At 54.3% G+C, this 21,897-nt stretch carries 30 protein-coding genes; all 30 read left to right on the top strand.

The window, feature by feature from the left end; genetic code table 11:
• Positions 1 to 83 precede the first annotated feature (83 nt).
• The 30 genes from ACN28R_RS22590 to ACN28R_RS22445 all read left to right on the top strand — a co-directional run bounded on the left by ACN28R_RS22590 (position 84) and on the right by ACN28R_RS22445 (position 21,895).
• Positions 84 to 665: a glycoside hydrolase family 108 protein gene (locus ACN28R_RS22590; protein ID WP_095835542.1), complete on the top strand. Its 582-nt coding sequence runs from the start codon at positions 84 to 86 to the stop codon at positions 663 to 665.
• A gap of 2 nt (positions 666 to 667) precedes the next feature.
• The gene (locus ACN28R_RS22585) at positions 668 to 904 is read left to right on the top strand and encodes a hypothetical protein (protein WP_095835541.1); all 237 of its coding nucleotides are present in this window, start codon (positions 668 to 670) and stop codon (positions 902 to 904) included.
• Positions 879 to 1,253 (top strand): hypothetical protein, encoded by a 375-nt coding sequence (locus tag ACN28R_RS22580; RefSeq protein ID WP_095835540.1) that lies wholly within the window; start codon positions 879 to 881, stop codon positions 1,251 to 1,253. Before ACN28R_RS22585 ends, ACN28R_RS22580 begins: the two co-directional genes overlap by 26 nt.
• Positions 1,241 to 1,849: a hypothetical protein gene (locus ACN28R_RS22575; RefSeq protein WP_095835539.1), complete on the top strand. Its 609-nt coding sequence runs from the start codon at positions 1,241 to 1,243 to the stop codon at positions 1,847 to 1,849. The genes ACN28R_RS22580 and ACN28R_RS22575 overlap by 13 nt, the downstream gene beginning before the upstream one ends.
• Positions 1,842 to 2,072 (top strand): TraR/DksA family transcriptional regulator, encoded by a 231-nt coding sequence (locus ACN28R_RS22570; protein ID WP_095835538.1) that lies wholly within the window; start codon positions 1,842 to 1,844, stop codon positions 2,070 to 2,072. Before ACN28R_RS22575 ends, ACN28R_RS22570 begins: the two co-directional genes overlap by 8 nt.
• Entirely contained in the window at positions 2,053 to 2,355 is a 303-nt protein-coding gene (locus ACN28R_RS22565; RefSeq protein ID WP_095835537.1) for a DUF2730 family protein, read from the top strand. Before ACN28R_RS22570 ends, ACN28R_RS22565 begins: the two co-directional genes overlap by 20 nt.
• 10 nt (positions 2,356 to 2,365) lie before the next feature.
• On the top strand, positions 2,366 to 2,653 hold the full coding sequence (locus ACN28R_RS22560; RefSeq protein WP_095835877.1) for a VpaChn25_0724 family phage protein: 288 nt from the start codon (positions 2,366 to 2,368) through the stop codon (positions 2,651 to 2,653).
• Between the two features lie 2 nt (positions 2,654 to 2,655).
• Complete coding sequence (locus ACN28R_RS22555) at positions 2,656 to 3,243, top strand: DUF3486 family protein (RefSeq protein WP_183096788.1); 588 nt, start codon at positions 2,656 to 2,658, stop codon at positions 3,241 to 3,243.
• Positions 3,243 to 4,814: a hypothetical protein gene (locus ACN28R_RS22550; protein ID WP_095835535.1), complete on the top strand. Its 1,572-nt coding sequence runs from the start codon at positions 3,243 to 3,245 to the stop codon at positions 4,812 to 4,814. The genes ACN28R_RS22555 and ACN28R_RS22550 overlap by 1 nt, the downstream gene beginning before the upstream one ends.
• Positions 4,814 to 6,394 (top strand): DUF935 domain-containing protein, encoded by a 1,581-nt coding sequence (locus ACN28R_RS22545; protein WP_095835534.1) that lies wholly within the window; start codon positions 4,814 to 4,816, stop codon positions 6,392 to 6,394. The genes ACN28R_RS22550 and ACN28R_RS22545 overlap by 1 nt, the downstream gene beginning before the upstream one ends.
• A gap of 141 nt (positions 6,395 to 6,535) precedes the next feature.
• Positions 6,536 to 6,850, top strand: coding sequence for a hypothetical protein (locus ACN28R_RS22540; protein ID WP_095835533.1), 315 nt, complete (start codon positions 6,536 to 6,538; stop codon positions 6,848 to 6,850).
• A 223-nt stretch (positions 6,851 to 7,073) separates the two neighbouring features.
• Complete coding sequence (locus ACN28R_RS22535; protein WP_095835532.1) at positions 7,074 to 7,517, top strand: hypothetical protein; 444 nt, start codon at positions 7,074 to 7,076, stop codon at positions 7,515 to 7,517.
• A 104-nt stretch (positions 7,518 to 7,621) separates the two neighbouring features.
• Positions 7,622 to 8,464: a phage head morphogenesis protein gene (locus tag ACN28R_RS22530; RefSeq protein ID WP_095835531.1), complete on the top strand. Its 843-nt coding sequence runs from the start codon at positions 7,622 to 7,624 to the stop codon at positions 8,462 to 8,464.
• 212 nt (positions 8,465 to 8,676) lie between these two features.
• Entirely contained in the window at positions 8,677 to 9,642 is a 966-nt protein-coding gene (locus ACN28R_RS22525) for a phage protease (protein ID WP_095835530.1), read from the top strand.
• On the top strand, positions 9,642 to 10,544 hold the full coding sequence (locus tag ACN28R_RS22520; RefSeq protein ID WP_095835529.1) for a Mu-like prophage major head subunit gpT family protein: 903 nt from the start codon (positions 9,642 to 9,644) through the stop codon (positions 10,542 to 10,544). Before ACN28R_RS22525 ends, ACN28R_RS22520 begins: the two co-directional genes overlap by 1 nt.
• A gap of 63 nt (positions 10,545 to 10,607) precedes the next feature.
• The gene (locus tag ACN28R_RS22515; protein WP_147438986.1) at positions 10,608 to 11,084 is read left to right on the top strand and encodes a hypothetical protein; all 477 of its coding nucleotides are present in this window, start codon (positions 10,608 to 10,610) and stop codon (positions 11,082 to 11,084) included.
• On the top strand, positions 11,084 to 11,518 hold the full coding sequence (locus ACN28R_RS22510) for a gp436 family protein (protein ID WP_236840167.1): 435 nt from the start codon (positions 11,084 to 11,086) through the stop codon (positions 11,516 to 11,518). The genes ACN28R_RS22515 and ACN28R_RS22510 overlap by 1 nt, the downstream gene beginning before the upstream one ends.
• Complete coding sequence (locus ACN28R_RS22505) at positions 11,518 to 12,060, top strand: phage virion morphogenesis protein (protein WP_095835526.1); 543 nt, start codon at positions 11,518 to 11,520, stop codon at positions 12,058 to 12,060. Before ACN28R_RS22510 ends, ACN28R_RS22505 begins: the two co-directional genes overlap by 1 nt.
• Positions 12,057 to 12,677 carry a hypothetical protein gene (locus tag ACN28R_RS22500; protein ID WP_095835525.1) on the top strand — a complete coding sequence of 207 codons (621 nt, stop codon included), beginning with the start codon at positions 12,057 to 12,059 and terminating at the stop codon, positions 12,675 to 12,677. Before ACN28R_RS22505 ends, ACN28R_RS22500 begins: the two co-directional genes overlap by 4 nt.
• Positions 12,658 to 12,846 (top strand): DUF2635 domain-containing protein, encoded by a 189-nt coding sequence (locus tag ACN28R_RS22495; protein WP_095835524.1) that lies wholly within the window; start codon positions 12,658 to 12,660, stop codon positions 12,844 to 12,846. The genes ACN28R_RS22500 and ACN28R_RS22495 overlap by 20 nt, the downstream gene beginning before the upstream one ends.
• Positions 12,847 to 12,848: 2 nt before the next feature.
• Positions 12,849 to 14,327: a phage tail sheath subtilisin-like domain-containing protein gene (locus ACN28R_RS22490; RefSeq protein WP_095835523.1), complete on the top strand. Its 1,479-nt coding sequence runs from the start codon at positions 12,849 to 12,851 to the stop codon at positions 14,325 to 14,327.
• 9 nt (positions 14,328 to 14,336) lie between these two features.
• Positions 14,337 to 14,687, top strand: a complete 351-nt coding sequence (locus ACN28R_RS22485) for a phage tail tube protein (protein ID WP_095835522.1) — start codon at positions 14,337 to 14,339, stop codon at positions 14,685 to 14,687.
• 2 nt (positions 14,688 to 14,689) lie between these two features.
• A complete protein-coding gene (locus ACN28R_RS22480) occupies positions 14,690 to 15,073 on the top strand; it encodes a phage tail assembly protein (protein WP_095835521.1) in 384 nt (127 codons plus the stop codon).
• Positions 15,074 to 15,171: 98 nt separating this feature from the next.
• Positions 15,172 to 16,953: a phage tail tape measure protein gene (locus tag ACN28R_RS22475; protein WP_095835520.1), complete on the top strand. Its 1,782-nt coding sequence runs from the start codon at positions 15,172 to 15,174 to the stop codon at positions 16,951 to 16,953.
• The gene (locus ACN28R_RS22470; protein ID WP_095835519.1) at positions 16,953 to 18,212 is read left to right on the top strand and encodes a DNA circularization protein; all 1,260 of its coding nucleotides are present in this window, start codon (positions 16,953 to 16,955) and stop codon (positions 18,210 to 18,212) included. The genes ACN28R_RS22475 and ACN28R_RS22470 overlap by 1 nt, the downstream gene beginning before the upstream one ends.
• Positions 18,205 to 19,287, top strand: coding sequence for a phage baseplate assembly protein (locus ACN28R_RS22465; RefSeq protein ID WP_095835518.1), 1,083 nt, complete (start codon positions 18,205 to 18,207; stop codon positions 19,285 to 19,287). The genes ACN28R_RS22470 and ACN28R_RS22465 overlap by 8 nt, the downstream gene beginning before the upstream one ends.
• The gene (locus ACN28R_RS22460) at positions 19,278 to 19,817 is read left to right on the top strand and encodes a phage baseplate assembly protein V (protein WP_095835517.1); all 540 of its coding nucleotides are present in this window, start codon (positions 19,278 to 19,280) and stop codon (positions 19,815 to 19,817) included. The genes ACN28R_RS22465 and ACN28R_RS22460 overlap by 10 nt, the downstream gene beginning before the upstream one ends.
• A complete protein-coding gene (locus tag ACN28R_RS22455; protein WP_095835516.1) occupies positions 19,814 to 20,263 on the top strand; it encodes a phage GP46 family protein in 450 nt (149 codons plus the stop codon). The genes ACN28R_RS22460 and ACN28R_RS22455 overlap by 4 nt, the downstream gene beginning before the upstream one ends.
• Positions 20,253 to 21,326 (top strand): baseplate J/gp47 family protein, encoded by a 1,074-nt coding sequence (locus ACN28R_RS22450; protein ID WP_095835515.1) that lies wholly within the window; start codon positions 20,253 to 20,255, stop codon positions 21,324 to 21,326. The genes ACN28R_RS22455 and ACN28R_RS22450 overlap by 11 nt, the downstream gene beginning before the upstream one ends.
• Positions 21,311 to 21,895 (top strand): YmfQ family protein, encoded by a 585-nt coding sequence (locus tag ACN28R_RS22445; protein ID WP_095835514.1) that lies wholly within the window; start codon positions 21,311 to 21,313, stop codon positions 21,893 to 21,895. Before ACN28R_RS22450 ends, ACN28R_RS22445 begins: the two co-directional genes overlap by 16 nt.
• Positions 21,896 to 21,897: the final 2 nt, after the last annotated feature.

The following is a 21,897-nucleotide window of genomic DNA, read 5'->3' as shown; positions in this document are numbered from 1 at the left end:
CGGTTAATCCGGCTTTTTTTATGCCTGCCGCACTATGAACACTACTGATTTTTTTATCCAGCGAGTGTCTCAGAGGTGCAACAGTGAGCCAATTTCTTCCCTCTCCCGCCTTCACCCACGCCGTTACTTTTGTACTTGGCAAAGAAGGCGGTTATGTCAATGACCCTACTGATAAAGGCGGCGAAACCAAATTCGGCGTTTCCGACCTGCGCGACGGTGTGGCCGACGGCATGACGGACATTGACGGCGATAAAAAGCCCGACGTCCGTATTAAAGATTTAACCCTCGAACAAGCCAGCCAGATTTACTACCGCGACTACTGGTATCCGGCGTACTGCAATGAATGGCCGGATGGCATTTCCTTGATCGTCTTTGATTCCGCCGTGCAGCATGGCGTTAAAAAGGCGCTGCAATTGTTGCAAGACGCCGCTGGCGTGACAGCGGACGGCATCGTCGGCCCGAAGACCAAAGCGGCGGTCATCAGTGCCGATCCGGAATGGTTGCTGACCCGCTATCTGTTACGCCGTGCGCGTTATTACGCGGACATCATCAAGTCGAATTCCTCCCAGGGTAAATACCTCAACGGCTGGTACAACCGCCTCGATAGCGTCACCAATGCCGCTTGGGAGGTTGTCGGCGGCTCTGCGTCGGTAGCGCGAGCCTAATCATGGGTAAGGGCTGGGAGTCGTCTATGCGCCGTGGCCGTCGTGATCGCCTCACCCGCGAGGTGCTTCACCGCATGGCCAACGGCCCGAAGCCAGAACCAACGGATTACCGGGGCTGTGACGGCACCCATGCCAGTTATTACATGAAAGGTTGGAACTCTGTAGACCTACGCGACATTGTTTTTCAATGTCAGCGTTACAAGGAAATACAACGTGAGCGTCAAAAAAATATTCAGTAGCAAATGGTTTTGGGCCGCCTGTTCAGCATTAGTGATTGCTGTCGCGGTGAGCGGCATCATCATGTACGGGCTGGCGGGCGGTTTGATAACCACCCTTTGTTTTATCGGCTCAATCATCCTTTTTGATCATCGCGGCCACCCGGCTCTTTTACCGGATAAAGAGCCGTTCATATTCATGTATCAAATCGCCCTGGGCGTCATCGGTTGCGGTACATTCTGCGCCGCCTGGCTTTTGTGCCTGGCTTATGTCGGTGTCGAATACGGCTCCTTATTTTTCCTGGTCGCGGGTTTTACCTGCCTGGTTTTACATAGAACGGCAACCGTGTGGGGAGTTCCATGGATCCGATAACCATTTCATCTATCGCCGGTGTGTTGCTGAAAGCTGGCCCGTCCGTTCTGCGAACTGTCGGCGGCTGGTTCGGCAGCGATGCGGCTAAAACAGCCGATTCGGTTGCCGGTATCGTTGAGAGCGTTAACAGCGCCGTTAATCCGCAAGACCAACAGCGCGTGTTAGAAAACGCGCTGGCGAATCTTCCCCCGGATCAACTGGTTCAACTTGAGTCCCTGAAAGTTCAGTTGCAGCAAATCCAGCTCGAACGGGAAAAGGCCACGTTGGCCGACCAGCAGGCTGCGCAGCACGAACAGCAGGAAACCATCAGAAACGGGGATAACGCGACGGATGAGTATGTTCGCCAGACGCGCCCCAAAATGGCCCGGCTCTCGCTGTATAGCTCTATTGGCTATGTGCTGATGATGAGCATCGGCCAGCAGATTGCCGCCATTTTCACAGCCACCGGGCATGTAATGACAATGCCCGCACCGGACTGGGATATCGCGCTGATGCTGTGTACCCCGGCCCTGGGATATCTGGGATTCAGAACGCTTGACGGTTTTGCCCGTTATAGCAAATCCAGCAAACACAAGGTGCCGCTGAGCAATGGATGATTTTGATCGCGCCAGTTCGCTGGAAATTGATGAACGGGAACGGGTGTTAAATGCCCATTTAAACCGTATTAAAGAAGCCCCGATTGAATACGGCTTTTGTAATGACTGTGGAGATGACATTCCCGCCCAACGTCTGGCCGCGCACCCCGATGCCGTTTGCTGTGTGACGTGTCAGGAAATCAGAGAATTGCGGGAGGCTCAGCGTGGACTGGCAAGTCATTAAAGAGTATTGGGGCATCATTTGGGCGCTGGTGATGACCGGGGTAAACCTGGTCATGATTCTTTTGGCAAAGACTTATGTGAAGCGTGAGGAAGTTGACACGCTGAAATCGCGGGTAACAGCAATGGAAACCGTTATTGCATCAATGCCGAATCAAAAAGAGCTTCATGCGCTTCAGTTGGAAATGAGCAACTTGCGGGGTGATTTGAAAGCACTGGCCCCAAAGTTGGCGCAGGTTCAACGGATTAGCGATTTGTTACTTGAAAATGAATTAAAGGATAAGTGAGGCCATGGCCATGCGTGAAATTCTGGATAGCGATCAGCGGTTAGTTATCTTGCGCTCACTGCTTGATGCGGGCGATAGCGCCAACGAATCCGTGCTGCAAACCTGCCTGCTGGCATACGGCCATCGCGTTTCCCGTGATGCGGTGCGTACCCATTTGAGCTGGTTGTCAGAGCAAGGGCTTATCGACCTGGAGGACGTGGCCGGTTGCTTTGTCGCTGCAATAACTGGGCGCGGTGACGATGTGGCTCGCGGCCTGGCCGTGGTGCCAGGCGTTAAGAAACCACGGGCGCGGGGTTAATTATGGCTGATGAACGCCCGACCCGTGGCCGTCCTTCAAAGATTGATTTGTTGCCGCCCGGTATTCGTGATGCGTTGCATCAGATGCTGCGTGATAAACAATTTACTCAAGAGCAGATCCGCGAGGCCATTAACGAACTGATTGACGAACACAACCTGCCGGACGATATGCAACTGAGCCGCACGGGCCTCAATCGGTACGCCAGCAGGATGGAAAAGATTGGTTCACGCATCCGGGCATCGCGGGAAATGGCCGATGTGTGGGTTGCTCGGCTGGGAACGTCACCGACCACCGACGTCGGTAAATTGTTGATGGAGTTTGTGAAGACGCTGGCGTTTGAGACGTCTATGACCCTCGCCGAAGAGTCAGAAGAAGGCAAGAAAGCCGTTGAACCAAAAGCCTTGGGACAATTGGCGCTTGTCGCTCAACGCCTTGAGGCGGCAGCGATGGCCAGCCATAAGCGAGAAAAAGAGATCCGCCAGGCGTTCGCGGAAGAAGCGGCGGCGCAGACAGAGAAAATCGTCTCGCAAGCAGGGCTATCGGCTGACAAAGTCGCCGACATCAAGAAACAGATATTGGGGATTGCCTGATGCTACTAGCCAGTTTAAACGCCGTTGCCAGCGGCATTATCGGCGGGGAGGACTTCAATGAAAATGAAGTCCTCCTCGGTTATCAACGCCGATGGATTGCCGACGAGTCGCCGCTCAAGATTGCCCAAAAATCACGCCGGACAGGTCTCACCTGGGCAGAAGCCGCCGATGCGTCATTGACCGCCGCTAAAGCAAAGTCGGCGGGCGGCACTAACCACTTCTATGTCGGCTCAAATAAAGAGATGGCCCGCGAGTTTATTGACGCGGCGGCAATGTGGGCCAAAGCCTATGACCTGGCGGCCGAAGACGTCTGTGAAGAAGTCCTGGTTGACGATGGTAAGGACATACTGACCTTTGTCATCTACTTTGCCAGCGGTTTTAAAGTCCAGGCGCTATCAAGTAACCCCAGTAACTTGCGTGGTATGCAGGGCAACGTCACGATTGATGAAGCCGCATTCCATGAGCGTCTGGCCGAAGTGCTTAAAGCCGCTCTGGCGCTGACGATGTGGGGGGCGAAAGTTCGGATTATCAGCACACACAATGGCGTTGAAAACCTGTTCAACGAGTTGATCCAGGACAGTCTAGCAGGGAAGAAACGCTATTCCGTTCATACAATCACCCTCGATGATGCGTGTAACGATGGTCTGTATAAGCGCATTTGCCAGGTGAGGAAATGGGAGTGGAGCCAGGAAGCGGAAGAGCAGTGGAAAGCCGATTTGCTGCGCGATACCGCTACCCAGGAAGATGCCCTGGAGGAATATTACTGCGTACCGAAGAACGGCGGGGGCACATATTTACCGCGTTCCATCCGGGAGCGTGCAGCCCGTGGCACAGGCCCCGTTCTGCGCTTTACCGGCACAACGGAATACAACGAACTCCCTGAATCACTCCGCGCACTGGATATGCAAGAGTGGTTAGAGCAAACCGTATTGACCGTGCTCAATCAGCTACCCGTCACCCTGCGCCATGCATTGGGTGAAGACTTTGCCCGCAGCGGCCACCTTACCGTATTCGCGCCCATTACCGTCAACGATGACACTACCCGCACGGTGCCGTTCCTGGTCGAACTGGCCAACGTGCCATACAAGCAGCAGGAACAGGCGCTGTACTTCATCTGTGACCGTCTGCCGCGCCGCGATGGTATCAAACTTGATGGCCGGGGAAACGGTAACTATCTGGCAGAGCAAGCCGCCGAACGCTACGGCAATGAAGTCGAAGTGGTGATGCCATCCGTCGCCCACTATCGGGAGAACATGCCGCGCTTCAAAGCCGCATTTGAAGACGATGAACTGGTGGTGCCAAAGCATGAGGACGTCATTAACGACCTGGGCCAGATTGTCGTGTTGCGCGGCGTACCGGGCATTGACGACAAAGAGAACAAAGGGAGCGATGGCCATAAACGTCATGGCGACAGCGCCTATGCCATCTTTCTGGCATTCCTGGCCAGCAAAGAAGATTGCCGCCGCTACGAGCTGCATCGCTTAAATAAACCCGAACGGCCGGACGAGCGAGAAGAACGCCGCCAGATGCGGATCACCCGTGGGCTGAAGAATCAACGAGGGCTGTTGTAATGTTAAATAAAGTCACAGGAGCAATCCGTAAGTTGCTCCACCCCGATACCGGGGAACCGGTTCAGGTCAGCAAAGAGGCATTGCAGCAAGAGCAGACCCGCGCCCGTTCTACGGGCATTCGTCGGGCAAATGCCGGTATCAGCGTCGCCAGTACCCTTACCCCGCGCCGCCTTGCCGGGGTGTTGCGTAATGCCGCTGATGGTAGTCCGCTAGACTACTTTATCCTGGCCGAAGAGATGGAAGAGCGTGATCTCCATTATTCCAGCGTTCTGCGTACCCGGAAGCTGACCGTCGCCGGGATCGTCCCGACGGTAGAAGCTGCATCCGATGATGAAAACGACATCAAACTGGCGGATGCGGTACGCGTCATGATGGAACGGCCGCAAATCCCCGAGCTGTTGTTTGACCTGCTTGATGGTCTGGGAAAAGGTATCGCCGTCGCGGAAATATTGTGGGACACGTCAACGATTCCCTGGATGCCGCGAGACTACTCATGGGTTGATCCGCGCTTCCTCAAAATGGACGCCGACACGTTGCGCAAGGTGCATGTGTTAACCGAAGCGGAACCGTTTAACGGCGAACCGCTGGCCGCTTACAAGTACATCATTCACCAACCCCGTCTGAAATCCGGCTTGCCGTTGCGTAACGGCCTGGCGCGGCTGGTCGCCGTTATGTACATGCTGAAATCCTTTACTGTTCGAGATTGGTGGGCGTTCGGTGAAAAATTCGGTCTGCCGATCGTCATCGGCAAATATGGGCCGAATGCCAGCCCGCAAGATATCCAGACCCTGATTGATGCGATTGCGTCCCTTGCGAGCGATGCCGGTTGTGCCATCCCGCAATCAATGCTGATTGACATGAAAGAAACCGCCAGCCGCCAGGGCGGCGGCGATCTTTTCGAAGGTATGGCGGAATGGTGCGATGCACAGACCAGTAAAGCAGTGCTTGGCCAGACTATGACAACGGACGACGGCAGCAGCCAGAGCCAGGCGAACGTACATAACCAGGTTCGCATGGACATTGCAAAATGGGATGCGCGGCAGCTTGAGAACACGCTGAATGAGTTCCTGATCCGCCCGTTCGTCATGCTCAACTACGGCGTGCAGGAAAACTATCCGCGCGTTTGTTTACGCATCAATGAACCTGAAGACCTGAAGGCGCTGGTCGAGTCGCTGATCCCGTTGATTGACAGGGGCATGAAAGTGCAGATGTCCGAACTGCGCGACAAGTTCGGCCTGGCCGAGCCGGAAGAAGGCGCGGAAATTCTGCTGCCGGTTAATGCTCAATCGGGTAGCTATGCCATGTTGCCCGCGATGAACCGGGAGCAAATCGCGCTCAATCGCACATCGCCCCCGGACGATATCGACCAGCTTACCGGCGAGGCTATCAGCGACTGGCAACGCGTCGGTACGGCGTTTACCAATCCTGTGTTAGCGCTGGCCAATGAAGTGGATAGCTATGAATCGTTTTTGGCCCGGTTGCCGGAGCTGCAAGACAGCCTGGACGCCGGTGAATTTGTTGATCAACTGGCGCGGCTGTGTTTCCAGGCGCGTGGATTGGGGGATGTTAGTGATGCCTGAAAAGATTAAATGCCGTCGTTGTCGCAAAGTTTTGAATAAGGCCGAACTGGTCGATAAGTGGAACCCACGCGGCAAATGGACGGACAAATGCTGTCCGAACTGTGGATGCAAAACCTTTACGCCGGTTGATGGGGAATAATCATGTTGAGTTCGACTAAAAAGCGTATGGCTACGTTAGCAAATGATCCTGATCATTTGCCCCGTTTAATGGTTATGTGGCCTGAAAATCACATAATTCATCAGTTAGCAAAAGCACTTTTGGATGTGAAGACAAAGAAAGACTGTCCCGCACTATCCCCAATCAACGAGCAAGAAGCGTTTGAACTGTGGTTTGCATCGGACTATTCCCCGGACAAAAGCTCGGCCGCCAGTGATGAAAGTGAGGCGTTTTTTAAGGCCATCTTCTGGCATGTATGGCAGGCCCGCGCTCAGCTTGATACACAGCAGGGGGAATGATGTCTGTATCTTTCAGATGTAAATGTGCCGAACGTAAGAAGCCGGTAGAAGAACGTCAATGGTTTGTGTCGCAGCGCTACTGCAATCATTCCGCATTTAACGGGTATCACTATACTCCCAGCGAATATTCAACCGTGATTTGCACTGCGTGTGGATCATCTGGTCGAACAAAAGCGCTATACGTCGCCCGGCTGCGCGATCACCAACCGAATGAGGAAGGATGATGTCAGATATCACTAAAGAACAATGGGCGCTGATAGCAGAGGAATTACAGGGTTACTTCTGCCGCGTTCAGTTCAAGTACCATGATACGGTGATTACTGTCACGCGTGAGCGGCACGGTGAAAGCCGTACAGTCTTATCCATTTATTTTGACGGCATAATTCGCGGCGGCTGGGGTTTAGAAAAAAGCGATAGTTACAACCCTATGACCAAACTTTTCTGGTGCGAGAAGAAGAAACGCTATTATTCACCAAAGCGTGTTGCAGAGATTGAAAAGCGATTCGGTAAACGGAGCGCTAAGAAAAACTTCCCATCGCTGCATGAATCTATGTCTTACCGGGTTCCATACTTTTCCAGTTCTGCCAGCCTTATCCGGCAGTTCAAAAAAGTCGATGGGCTGAGTTGGATTAGCGAGACGATAAAGGATACCGCCGATGCGAACTAAATATGTACGCCGTGAGCGGCTTGATTTCCATCGGCCTGAATACTGGCCGGTGAAACATCATACGTATTTTGCTCAAGTCCATGGCTATTATTACGGTAGGAAGCATGTCTGATAAAATCCCCGACATCATCCCAAAAGAGTCTCTGGCCTGGTTTAAAGCCAAAAAGCTGAAGCCAGGCTTTGACTATCGCGACGTTTGGCTCGAAGAGCATAGCGCCGCCTTTACCGTTGCCAAGATGACCAATCTTGATTTGCTTAACGACGTAAAAGAGATGCTTACCAAGGCACTGGAAGAAGGCCAGACCTTCAGGGAGTTCCAGAAAGCGCTAGAGCCGCAACTGGTGAAACGCGGTTGGTGGGGTGTGCGCGAAATGGTTGACCCGTTAACGGGGGAAAACAAGCTGGTACAGCTCGGCAGCGACCAGCGTTTGCGTACTATCTACGACACCAATATGCGTACCGCCCGCGCCGCTGGCCAATGGCAACGCATCGAGCGAACCAAACGCGCCATGCCGTATTTGTTGTATACGCTGGGGCCGTCACGTGAACACCGCGTTGATCATCTTAAATGGGCAAACACTTGCTTACCTGTAGAACATCCGTTTTGGCTGACGCATTCCTGCCCAAACGGATGGGGATGTAAATGCAGTCTGCGCCAGGTCAGCAAATACGAGTATGACGAAATGGTGAAGAACGGCGTCACGGCCACCGCCCCGGTGTATGAAGACGGCCAGCCGACAGGTCAGGTCACGCGGACTAAAGTGCCGCTGAAGACACAGGCACCGCCGGTTAAAAATGTGAAGTGGCTGAATAAGCGCACGGGTGAAGAAGAGCTAATTCCTGAAGGCATCGATCCAGGCTGGAACTATAACCCCGGCATCAATCGCCAGGCCGCGCTTGAGCGCCAGCTCAATGCCAAGCAACAGGCATTCGATGCCGACCAATAACCTTATCTGTTAGTCTCCATAAAACCGCCGTGGTGACGTTATCGTCGTCTGTGATACGATGGCGCATGGAAATTTTGTTAAACGTTTCTGTGCGTTTTTAAACATGGTTTAAACGCGGTTCCTCCCCCCAGTTAGAGTGAAGGCGGTTAATCCGCCTTTCTTACCCTCACATCGCACACTGTCCGTCAGTATTCCTGATTACGGACGACACCATGAACCCCCAGCTTGAACTGTTGGCCCTGTGCTTTGAATTGCCACGGTTTGATAACGACAAACTTCCTGAATGGCTCCCCGTCATTCCCGCTGGTCAATTCACCGGCCGTGATGGCCGTTCGTGGGTGAACAGCAACCCCGCTAATGTGATCGATGCGTCTTTCGTCTATCCGAAATTACCGATAGATAAGGAGCACGCAACCGAACTGAAAGGCCCAAAGGGTGATGATGCCCCGGCAGTTGGCTGGATTGACACACTGCGCTTGCGGGATGACGGTTCTATTGATGCCCGCATCGAATGGAATAACGACGGCGAAGCCCTTATTCGTGGCAAAAATTACCTGTATTACAGCCCCGCTTTTTACTTTACCGCCGACGGCCAGGTGACCAGCCTGTCCAGCGTCGGACTAACCAACAAACCCAACCTGGATTTACCAGCCCTTAACTCGGAGAACACCGATATGACCATCCCTGTCCAGCTTGTGACAGTGCTGGGACTGTCTGCCACCGCGTCAGTTGATGACGCTGTGAAAGCCATCCAGCAAATCAAAACCAGTGAACAGGTGGCGCTGAACCGTGCCGAAAATCCTGATTTGACCAAGTTCATTCCTGTGGAGACGCATCAACTGGCGTTGAACCGGGCGACGGAAGCCGAAGGCAAGCTGAAGGCGCAGGCTGAAAATGAAGCCGAAGCCCTGGTGGATTTGGCGATCAAGGAAGGGAAAGTGGCCCCGGCCAACAAAGAGATGTACTTGGCAACGTGCCGCAGCGAAGAAGGCCGCAAGCAGTTTACCGAGTTCGTCAAAGTTGCGCCGGTGATTGCCAGTGGCGACCAGGCCAAAAAGCCGAATCCGACCAAAACAAATCAGGAACTGACCGACGTGGAGCTGGCGACCTGCCGCGCTATGGGCATCAGCAAAGAACAATTCCTGGCCGCAAAAGCTAACCAAGAGGAACAGCAATAATGCCGACTCCATCCGCCGAGATTTTACACGCGCTAACTACATCGCTGAGTGCCGCCTTTACCGCCGGGTTGGCAGGCGTCAAGCCGCAATACCTACGCATCGCTACCGAAGTGCCGAGCAGTTCAGCATCTAATACATATGGTTGGCTGTCCGACTTGCCAGAAATCAAAGAATGGATCGGCGAACGCCAGCTCGCAGTGTTGAGCCAACAGGGTTACACCATCACCAACCGTACATGGGAAAGTTCCATCCGCGTGAAGCGGGAAAATATTGAAGATGATCAAATCGGGCAATACAGCATTGTATCGCAGGGATACGGCCGCAAAGTCGGCGTTTTCCCGGATACGCTGTCATTTAAGCTGCTGTCTAATGGGTTCAATTCGCTTTGCTTTGATGGGCAAAACTTCTTTGACACTGACCATCCCATGGCGGGCAGTACATACAGTAATGTCGTGGGCGACATTACAACGGATACCGGTGAGCCGTGGTTCTTAATTGATGAATCGCAGGTTCTGAAACCGATCCTGTATCAGAACCGTCGTCCGTTTAAGTTCGTCGCACTGGATGATTTAGACAATCCCCACACTGTTTTGAATAACGAGTTCGTGTATGGCGTCGATGGCCGTTGCAATGTCGGTTTCGGCTTTTGGCAAACCGCCGTTGGCTCCCGTGCGCCGCTGACGGTAGCGAACTACGAAAAGGCCGTTGTTCTCCTCCAGGGTATGAAGCGCGACGATGGTGAGCCGCTGGGTATCAACCCGACTACGCTTGTCGTGGGCCGCCAAAACCGCGCCGCCGCCAAGAAAATAATTGACGCTATGCTGGTCGATGGCGGGGATTCAAACATCTATTACAAGGATGTGGAAATCGTAAACAGCCCGTTCGTTGTCACCCCGGCATAACCAGTAACCCCGGTTTACAGCGGGGTTAAACCCGCTGTAACGCCCCTTTAAAGAGGATGGAAAATGAGTGGAGCGAAAACAAAGACAGCGAGCCAGCAAAAGGCTACGGATAGCACTGTCCCGGTTCCATCGCCGGAAGTGGCACCGCTTACTGAAAGCAACGGTGACGGACATGAACCGGGAATCGTATTACCAGGGCATTACATCCCGGTGGGTTCACAACCCGTCATCCCAGGTAATCAACCAGTAGCCGACGCGGTACTGTCTGCCTCTGACGCCGCCGCAATGGATGTAGAAGCATTGTTGGTACAAGCCAAATCAAAGAACGGCTTCTATCGTTGCGGCCGCTTCTGGCCGTTCGATGGCGTGCATGTGTTCGTCAGTGATGACCCGGACGGCGACAACGCCGAAAGCGAGGCGGATGACGGTACGCCGATTCAGCCGTTCATCAGTGCGGCTATTGCCGAACGGCTGAAAGCTGAACCGCAATTGCGTGTGACGGTGATACAGACCGTCACGGCTGAAAGCCAGGGGGAATAATGAGCTACGCCACCCGTGAGGATTTGCTGGTTGCCGATGGTTCCTACGTCTGGAACGTGGCGATCAACAGGGAAACCAATGAACTGGATGAAGCCGCAATTGCTCAGGCGCTGGAAGACACCGACGAGGAAATCAATTCGTTGCTGTCGCGCCGGTACAAGCTGCCGCTGGAGACCACGGTTCCCCGCATTCTGAACCGGGTGGCGGTATCAATCGCCTTTTATTGGCTGGCTGACCGCGACAACGTTGCCACTGAACTGGTGCGCAAGCGCTATGAAGATGCCATCAAGACGTTGAAGGAAATCGCCAGCGGCCAGCGTGATATCGGCCTGCCGACGCTGGAACAGCCTACCGAGGGGGAAAGCGGCAAAGTGTTCATGACCGGCGAAAACCCGCGCTTGTTCACCCGTAACAACCTCAAAGGCGTCTTGTAATGGGGATCCAGGTCGAAGTGATGGGGGCGGAAAAGCTCGCGCAGATCCGTCAGGCAATGGAGAAGTTGGCAGATAGCAGCCTCCGCGCCGAACTGCTGGAAAGCATCGGTGCCATTGCTGAGTCACAGACCCGTCGCCGCATTACCGATGAGAAAGAATCGCCAGCCGGTACAGCATGGCAAGACTGGTCGGAAGGCTATGCAAAGACCCGACACGGCAACCAGAGCTTGTTGCAAGGCAATGGTGACTTGCTGGACAGCGTCACCTTTGTTGTTGAACGCAATCAAGTGCGCGTCGGTTCCCCGCTGGGATACGCGGGCGTCCATCAAGACGGGTACAGCGGTAACGTGGCGATTAGTGCGCATCAGCGCTTGATTAAAAAGGCGTTCGGCCGGGTACTCAAACACCCGGTTTGGCAAAGCGTGAAAGCGCATAGCCGCATGATGAGCATCCCCCAGCGTGAATGGCTGGGCCTGTCAAACAGCAATAGCGAAGAGCTGTTGCACGTCATTGGTGACTTTTGGAAAGAGGTATTGCCGTGAGTGAACGTCCTAGCCTGGTCACGCTGGGCAGCACGATATCCGCCGCTGAACGGATTGTTGCCTGGCTGCAACCGGTTTTGCAAGGAACCGCTGCCGACCAGGTTCCAATGGTTGAGCGCCATATCGGTCAGTTCAATACCCCGGACGAGGTTAAGCGTCATCTGTCCGATAAAAATGGCTGTATCCGCATCGCGGCCCTGCGCGTCCGTGACATCCAACATCAAGCGGGTGGCGTGGTTGGGACGGTGACCTGGTGCGCGTATGTAATGGCCACCGACTACTGGGGCTATGGCCGTGATCTCCGCGCTGAAGTGATGGTGGCGCGGTTGGCTAAACGTATTGCCAACCCGCTGGCAGCCAAAGAGATAGGCGCGGAGCGCAAGGCCGACACGTTATCAGCGGACAACATCTACAGCGGTTCCCTGGATAACCTGGGGCTGACGATGTGGGCGGTGATGTGGAGCCAGGAATTCAAACTCGATGAAGAAACGGATATCAGCGAATTGCCTGATTTCCTCAGACTGGGGATGACAGCCACGCCACGCGGCGGCGTCCCTGTAATTGAAGCCGTGATCCCCGTAAGAGGACAGGAAAACAATGAAGACCAAACACCTTAAGCCCAAGGGCAGCGTCAAGGTACGCAAGCCCGACGGCACATACTTAAAAGACGACGGCGAAGATTTACCGCTGTCATCCTATTGGTTGCGGCGCATCGCCGAAGGCGACCTTGAAGTCACTGACGTCGCCACCGTACCGGTCACCAAATCCACCAAGGCGGAGAAATAACCATGGCGTTAGGCTCTATTCCCAATGATATCCGGGTGCCGCTGGTCTATATCGAAATCGATAATTCGATGGCGCTCGACAGCGCCCCGGCGCAGCAACACAAGATTCTGGTGATCGGCCAGCAACTGGCATCCGGTAGCGCCGCGCCGTTGACGCAGAACCGCATCACAAGCGACAGCACGGCCGATAATCTGTATGGGCGCGGATCCATGCTGGCGGAAATGCTGAAGACCTTGCGCAAAGGCAATAGCTATACCGAAACCTGGGCGATGGGTATTGAAGACCTTGCGGCCGGAAATGCTGCCAGCGCTGAAATTGTGGTGACGGGCCCGGCTACCGCCGCCGGTACGCTGGCGCTGTTGGTGTGTGGCGTAACGGTGCAGGTTGGCGTCAGCGCGGCGGATACCGCTGATACGGTGGCTGCGTCAATTGTGTCGGCTGTCAATGCCGTGGTTACATTGCCGGTTACGGCCGCCGTGAAAGCTGATGCGGCCGGTACGGTGGTGCTCACGGCTAACTGGAAAGGCCAGACGACCAACGACCTGGACGTGCGCGTCAATTACTACGTGGGCGAGCAGACCCCGGCCGGGCTGAGCGTAACGCCGACGGCGTTCACCGGCGGCACCGGCACCCCGGATATGTCATCGGTGGTGGCGGCGCTGGGCGATGAATGGATTAACCACATCGTTTGCCCGTTCAACGATGTGGCCAGCCTGAACACACTGCGCGATGAATTGCTGAACCGCTGGGGGCCGATGCGCATGATTGAAGCCATCGCCTATACCGCCGTTCGCGGCACCCATGCCGCCACCGGCACCTGGGGCGGCAACCGCAATGATTATCTGATTACCGCAATGGGAACCAATCAGGCTCCGCAACCGGCTTATCTGTGGGCCGCTGCTTACGCGGGGATCGCCGCTTATTACCTGGCGATTGACCCGGCGCGGCCGCTTCAAACATTGGCATTGCCTGGCATCCTGGCCCCGGCTAAAGAAGTCCGCTGGGATATGACAGAGCGCAACCTGCTGCTGTTTGACGGGGTGGCAACGCACTATGTCGATGCGTCAGGCAATGTATGCATCGAGCGTGAAATCACGACGTACCGCGTGAACAGCTTTGGCGATGCGGATACGTCTTATCTTGATATCACGTCCCCGGCAACGCTGGGCAATATTCGTTACGTCATTAAGAACCGGTTCACTAACCGCTATCCCCGTCACAAGCTGGCGGATGATGACGTGCTCGACGTATTAGAACCCGGCCAGCCGGTCATGACGCCCAAACTGTGCACGCAGGAGCTGATTGATATCTTTCTTACGGAGCTGGAGCCTGCCGGGTTAGTCGAGGATTTTGACGACTACAAAGAGACGTTGTCCGTAGTGCGTGATACCGCAGACCGCAACCGGTTGAACTTCATCATTCACCCGAACATCGTTAACCAGCTCCGCGTATTAGCGGGCCTGATCCAGTTCAAGCTCTAAGGGGGCAGCATGATTTTAGGCGAAGCAGCCATTCGCGTGAATGGCCGTGAAATCAAAACTAAAGGGACGTCCACGCTGAACCCTGGCGGCTATGCCCGCACGGCGCACAACGGCGCGGGTAAAACGTGGGGCATGTCCCGTAAGCGGGTTAATCCGTCTGTGCAGCTTACTATCGCGGCCGCTGAAGATATGGACGTTATCGAGATCAGCGGTTGGGAAGAAGTCACGGTGATGTTCGAAGGCGACAATGGGCTGAGCTATATGATGACCGGCGCGGCGGCGGAAAACCCCAGCGAGTTGTCCGAGTCTGACGGGCAAATCTCAGTCACATTCATCGGCGCCAAGTGCGTGAAGGTGTAAGCATGGCAACGATTACGGTAACGCTGATTCATGGCCTGGTCACGGGCAAAGGCACGGCAGATGAAGCTCGGCACATGGTTGTTGAACTGCGCGAACTGGATACTAAGGATGTGATTGACTCCCAGCTTGCTAGTGAGCGCGTTGTTATCGGCGAGAACGGCAAAGCGCATGCCTATTGCTCTGAAGTCATGATGGGGCTGGAAATGTTGCGCCGGCAGATTGCATCTGTCGGGGATATCCCCGGCCCGCTCAGTCTCAAGCAGCTTTACCAGCTTCACCCCAAAGATCTCGATCTGCTGACGGAACGCGCCAGCGACATGGATGATTTGCTGACGGAGGTCAGCAACCGGGGGCGAACTGATGCCGCTGGCGACGGCGCTGACTAACCTTCTCGTCAACCTCTCATCACGCTTTAGTGTGTCATACCTGGAACAGTTGCCGTTGCGGCAACTGTTCCGCATCACCGAACAACTGAGGAAGCAGCATGGCCAAGCGCCTCGACACTGAAATCATCATCAATCTGGCGGGCAATCTGACCGCCAAAGCCCGCCAGTACGGTGCCAATATGTCTGAGTTCGCCCGCCGCAATGAGCGGGCAATGTCCGTTGTTAAGGCAACCAGCGCGGCGGCTGGGCGCGGGTTGGATATGCTGGGAAACCGCTATACCGGCCTGGTCGCGGGATTTGCTGGCGGTTCGATGTTGCGCGAGTTTACCCAGATTGATCGACGAATGACGCGCATTGGTATCGCGGCAGAAAAGACAAAGGCAGAAATGGCCGAGATGCTGAGCGGTATGCAAGATGCATCAATCAAATTCCGTGTCGATGATAGCGAAGTGGTTAACGCTATCGAAAAAGTCGGCACGGTTACGGGCGATATTGATTACGGGTATAAAAATCGTAATGCGATATCAGCATCTATCGCAGCATCGGGCGGTTCGGGTGAGTCTATCGGGGGGCTGTTTGCTAGCTTTACAAAGTTCCAAATTCAGAATGAACAAGACGCAATCAAATCGATGGATACGCTGAACCGATTGGGTAAAGAAGGTGCGTTTGAGTTAAAAGATCTAGCGGAAAAAGGTGCCAGAGCCTTTTCACTGTATGCATCAGCCGGTGGACTTGGTGTTGCCGGGATAAAGGCCGTTGGTGTAGTTATGGAATCTGCCATTGATGCGACCGGTAATCGTGACACTGCTGCTACTGCTACAGAAAATCTCATTCGTGATCTGCAACTTCCTAAAGCTGTCAAGACATTGAGAAAAAATGGTGTTGATGTTTATGACAAATCTGGAAAGATGCGTGACCTTCCAACGCTGCTTCAAGAAATTGCAAAAAAGTCAGGTAGTCGGGGCGCAGAACAGCAAAATGCCCGCTTATTAGACGCTGGTTTTAATCAGGATAGTATTCTGTTAATCAGCAGCGTGACATCTGGGAAAGGCGCTGAGAACCTGAAACGTTATCAGTCAGTGATTGGCGACGGCACAGGCATTATGAAAGATGCCGAATATGCCGCTAAAGACTTTACGTCCGCTATGCAAAGCATGAATACCACATGGAACAAATTTGCCAATAGCCAGCTTGCCGCGCCAGTACAAGAGCTGGCCGACGCACTTAATTCAGTAGACCAGGAAACAGTACAGAACTGGCTGGAGATCGGCAAGAACGTCGCCATCGCAACGGGCGGATTGCTGGTTGCAAGAAAGGCGTTTCAAATCAGTAAAGGCGCGTATGACTTCCTGCGTCCGGGGAAAAAAGGCATTCCAGCCGGAGTGGCCGACGTATTTGGATCCGGTGTTATGCCTGTCTATGTCACCAATATGGGCGTGGGCGGCATGGGGAATGGCGGGCCGGGCGTCCCAGACTTACCAGGTAGTAACAAAAGCAAGTACGACAAGGGCGGCGTACTCGGCATGGCCATCAATACCGCATCGGAAATCACATCCCTGGTGCCATTCCCGAAAACTGATGAAGAACGTGCCGCACTCATCCAACGGGCGCAGGATAACAGCAACCGCAAAACAATGTGGGATGACATTAAGAAATGGCTGACCGCACCGCCAGCGCCGCCGTCATCCCCGCAATGGGATGCATTGCACCCCAACATGATGGGAACCTATCCCTACATTCCGCAGCAGCTACAACAGCTCCAGGGCGAAATCGAGGTCACGGTTAAAGATGACCGGGTGCAGGTCAGCAAAGTAAAAATCAATACGCCTGGCGTAACGATGAGTGCGCAAACCGGCATTCGCAATGTGGAGCAAGACTAATGGCCACGACTAGATGGGAAGACCTGCGCGATGCGTCATTTCGGAACGTCCCCTTTTACTTTGTTGACGTCGAAGGCACTGGCGGCCGTCGCGCCATTCCCCACGCTTATCCGAAAAAAGAAGTAGGTTGGACGGAAGACCACGGTGCGGTACTGACCCAGCAGCAGATTAACGCCATCCTGTTGGGAAGTGATTACCAGACCCAGCTTGACCGCCTGCTTGCGGCGTTGAATACGGCCGGGCCAGGCGAGCTTGTGCATCCGTGGTTCGGGGCGCAGCAGGTACAAATCGGCAAGGTCACGCACAAGCTCAGTACAGAACAGGGCGGCATTGCCTATGTGTCGTTTGAAGTGTTCGAAGCCGGTGAACAGCTTTTCCCCACGCAGACCGAAGACACCACGGCCACGGCGCTGAGTGCGGCCGACAGCGTCAAGGAAGCCCTGGCCAATGGGGATTACTTTGCCGCGCTGGATGGCGTCGGCAACATGGTGGATACGCTGCTTGATGATCTGGACGGCTTTGTCACTAATCTGCCTTCCATCCCTGATGCGGTAAACGAATGGATGGACAGGCTGAACCGCTTTAAAGACCAGGCTGGCATTATCGCCGCCGCGCCAGGCGAATTGATCCGCGACGTCACCGGCATTATCAGCGACATAAAAGACCTGGTCACAGAGCCACCCTGGGCGTTGAGCGTTTATGACCAGTTACGCGATAAGTGGGACGGCGAACGGGCATCACAGGCAGCGACCAAATCACTGGCGGAAAATATAGTTGTCAACGTTGAAACCGGATTTGCAAGTAGCGTGACCCGGTCATCGACTATTGAAATTTCTGATGCCATGCAAACGAATATCGATGAGTTTCAGCGCATGGTGATTGTGTCTTCCCTGGTTGCACAGGCGGAAACCGTGGCCAGCATGACATTTGAAACCAGCCAGGACGCGGAAAACGCCGGCGACGTCCTGGCCGAACGGCTGGGTGAGCAAGCGATAGATGCGGTTGAATCCGGCCAGCGTGAGCTGTGGCGTAGCCTGCGCGATCTGCGTTTCGCCGTGGTTAACGACGTGCGTATTCGTAGCGTCCAACTCCCTGAGCTAAGGCGCATATCGCCGACGCAGACGACGCCGGTGATGCTGTTAGCCTGGCGTGAAACGGGCGATGCCGAGCGGAGCGATGCCCTTGTGACGCGTAACCGTATGCGCCATCCGTCGTTTATCCTGCCATCACAGGTGATTGAGGTAGTTGATAGTGAGTGAAGAATTAACCCTGAACGTTGACGGTAAAATCTGGGGTGGCTGGACGGAAATGACGATTAACCGCTCGTTGGACAGCATCGCCGGTGAGTTTGACCTTACTATCACCGCTCGCTGGTCTGCCGCCGCGCCGCGCTCCATTAAGCCGGGGATGGTGTGTTATGTCTCTATCGGTAGTGACCGGGTGATGACCGGATACATCGACGACTTTATCCCCAGCTATGACGCCGAGAATGTTTCATTGCGCGTGCTGGGACGAGACAAAACCGGCGATCTGGTCGATAGCTCTGTGGTCGATAAATCCGGCCAGTGGCGCGGTCAGACGCTGGAACAACTGGCGGCAACCATATGCAAACCCTACGGTATCGAGGTTATCAACGAAACCGACACCGGCGAAGCCTTCACCAGCATCACGCTGGAACAAGGTGAAACCGGGTTCGAACTGCTTGATCGCCTGGCCAAACAGCGCGGCGTATTGATGACGTCCGACGCTTGGGGGCGGCTGGTTATCACCCGCGCATCAACCACCCGCGCCGGTGTTTCCCTGGTGCTGGGTGATAACATCCTTGCCGCCCGTGGCCGCTTTAGCTGGCGCGAACGGGCCAGTCAATACATCGTCAAAGGCTCCGCCGCTGCCGGTGGCGCAACATGGGACGATCAGCCCGTCAAAGTGGTTGGCGGTCGCCAGGTCATTGTCACCGACTCAGAGATAACTCGCTACCGCCCCAAGATTCTGGTGAATGAAGACAATCTAACCGTCGGCGGTGCCAGCGCACGTGGAGAGTGGTACAAAGCGACGGTACTGGGCGAAGCCAATACAACGGAAATCACAGTGGCGGGCTGGCGGGAGAACGGCGCAACCGGAGCGTTGTGGCAGGTAAACCGGCTGATCCCCGTCAAAGACGTTATTCAACAAATGGACGTGACATGGCTGATTAAAACCGTTTCATTCATGGAGAGCGATAACGGCCGTCAGACGGTGTTAACGCTGGTGCCGCCTGAATCAATGGATATGCCGCGCCAGAATGCCAAGAAGAAGAAAGGGAAAAAGTCGAGCGTGGGGATGACATGGGACTGAAAGAAAGCAATTTTTCCCGCTCTATAAGCGCTATCGGCCGACGTCTGCGCCTGATTGTTGACCGCGCCGTGGTGCGCATTGTGACTGATAGCCTGGGGCGGCAAAACCTACAGGTTCAGAGCCTGGCAGACGAGACGAATGACAACGTCGAGCGATTCCAAAATTACGGGATGTCGTCCGTGCCGCCAGCCGGTTCTGAAGCTGTTGTTGTGGCTATCGGTGGCCGCCGTTCGGGCATGGTGGCCATCGCCGTCGAGGATAAAACCTGTCGACCGAAAGGGCTGGATCCGTGCGACGTTTGCGTGTATCACGGTGAGGGCCACACAATTACCCTCAAGCAAGACGGCGTCATAGAGATAAGGGGGAAAAAGGTTAATCTGGTTGCTGAAGAGTCCTGTGACATTGTGAGTCCACTGATTAATGTCACCGGCCCCACCCACTTCAGTGAAGATATTACGGTTAGCGGAAAAAGTTTCCTCGACCACACTCATTTGGATGGTGAAGGTGCGCAAACAACGACACCGTTATGACCATCAGAGTAAATTGGCACCTGCCCGCTGGCGGCGATATTGAAATAGAACACAATGGCCTTTCGTCTGACGAGGGCCTTGTTTCTTTAGTGCTGATTTGCTTATTCACAGATGCCCGTGCTGACGACAGCGACGAAATTCCCGACGGTACTGATGACCGGCGTGGCTGGCCCGGCGATTCTTTTAGTGATTTCCCCTGGGGTTCAAAGCTGTGGCTAATTGAGCGTGAAAAGCTCACAGAAGCCGTGCGGCTGCGTGCGGAAAACTACGCCACCCTTTCAATGCAACCCTTGATCAGCTACGGCTACGCCCGTACCGCGACGGTTATTGCCACTATTCCGCGTATGAATTGGCTGGCGCTGAGTATTGTGCTGACCCGGCCGGATAAATCGGCGCTGACGGTAGAAATAAATAAACGCTGGGAGGCGATATCCAATGGCGTATAACGTCCCGACCACTCGCCAGCTTATTCGCACCGGCATTCAAGACTTAGAGATTGAATTAAATCAGCAGTTGCCGATAGTCGGCGTTGAACGCGCGTTAAATACGGCATTCAGCGGCGCATTACGTGATTTATATGACCATCAAACGTGGATTAAAAATCAAATTATCCCGTCTGATAAATCTGATGACGACACTATTGTCGATACCGCCAGAAATGAAGGCGTTATTCGTAAAGCGGCGGCGTATGCATCCGGGCCGGTAATATTCACCGGTACTAACCCTTTGCCGCTTGATACGGAAATGCAGACGGATGACGGCGTTGTTTATTACGTTACGGCGACTGAAGACCCGGCGAACGGCCAGGTGCGCGTAACAGTCCAGGCCGAAGACGTCGGCACCGGCGGCAACCTGGCCAGCGGCGAAGTATTGACGCTGATATCGCCAGTTCCTGGCGTTAACAGCGAAGGTACGGTGGCCAGTGAAGGCGTAAGCGGCGGCGCGGATATTGAAACCATCAGCGAGCTACTCACCCGCTTGCTGTACCGCAAGCGCAACCCGCCGCTGGGCGGCGCACTGCATGATTACGTTATCTGGGCCACTGAAACAGCGGGCGTAAGCCGCGCCTGGGCGTTTGATAGCTGGCACGGATTAAGCACTGTTGGCCTTGCATGGGTTTATGACCAGCGCCCCGACATTATCCCGACAGAGACGGACAGAACCACGATGTTCGCCTATCTATACCGTCATCAGGATCCGGCTACCGGAGACTGGGTGGGCAAGCCCGGCGGGATTGAAGTCTGGCCAATTCCGTTAACGCTAAAGCCCGTCGATATGGAAATTCGCATCGTGCCGGATACGGCGTCAACTCGCACCGCGACACAAAGCAATTTAACGGCGCTGTTCCGCTCTGTTTCTCCCGGAGATACATTGCTACTTTCTTCCATTCGTACCGCGATCGGCTCGGCTACGGGCGTGACGGACTACGAGCTAGACCTTACGACGAATCAGAACAGTGAAAACTATGAGCTGATTACGATGGGAGCGATCACATGGCGCATAGTGTAGACGAATGGCATGACGTCATTCAGCAATTGATGCCGCGCGGTAAAGCCTGGCCACGCGATCAAACGGCCGCTTTAACGTCACTTTTAAAGGGGTTTAGCGCCCGTTTACACGCGGCTGAAGCCAATGCCGACTTGCTGATTAACGAGATGCGGCCGGAAACGACAGAATTAATGCTGGAAGAATGGGAAGACTATTTAGGCTTGCCGGAATGTAATGCCATTCCTGATGGCTTTGAACGCCGCCGTGATGTTGTGGTTGAAAAATATCATCGTAAGGGTGGATTAGCGCCCTGGCAGATTGAACAGGCAGTTAAAGATGCATTGGGATTCACCATCCAGGTAACGGAAATATTACCGCATCACTGCCTGCGCAATATTATGTATCCCATTTATTCACGCAAATATCGATTCATTATGCAGGTCACGGTAACGGATATGCCGATGATTCGATTTAGAACCATTAGTAATGTGCTGACGCCGTTAATTAGTTATCAGGCTCAAATTCTGGAGTGTTTCTTAAGACGCTATCGCCTGGGTGGTCACGATTATGATTTTCAGTATGAGGTTTAATT

Origin of the sequence: Brenneria goodwinii, from assembly GCF_002291445.1 — a bacterium.
Lineage (GTDB): Bacteria > Pseudomonadota > Gammaproteobacteria > Enterobacterales > Enterobacteriaceae > Brenneria > Brenneria goodwinii.
The sequence above is the reverse complement of the archived record's forward strand: the minus strand, read 5'-3'. Positions and strand labels throughout refer to the sequence as shown.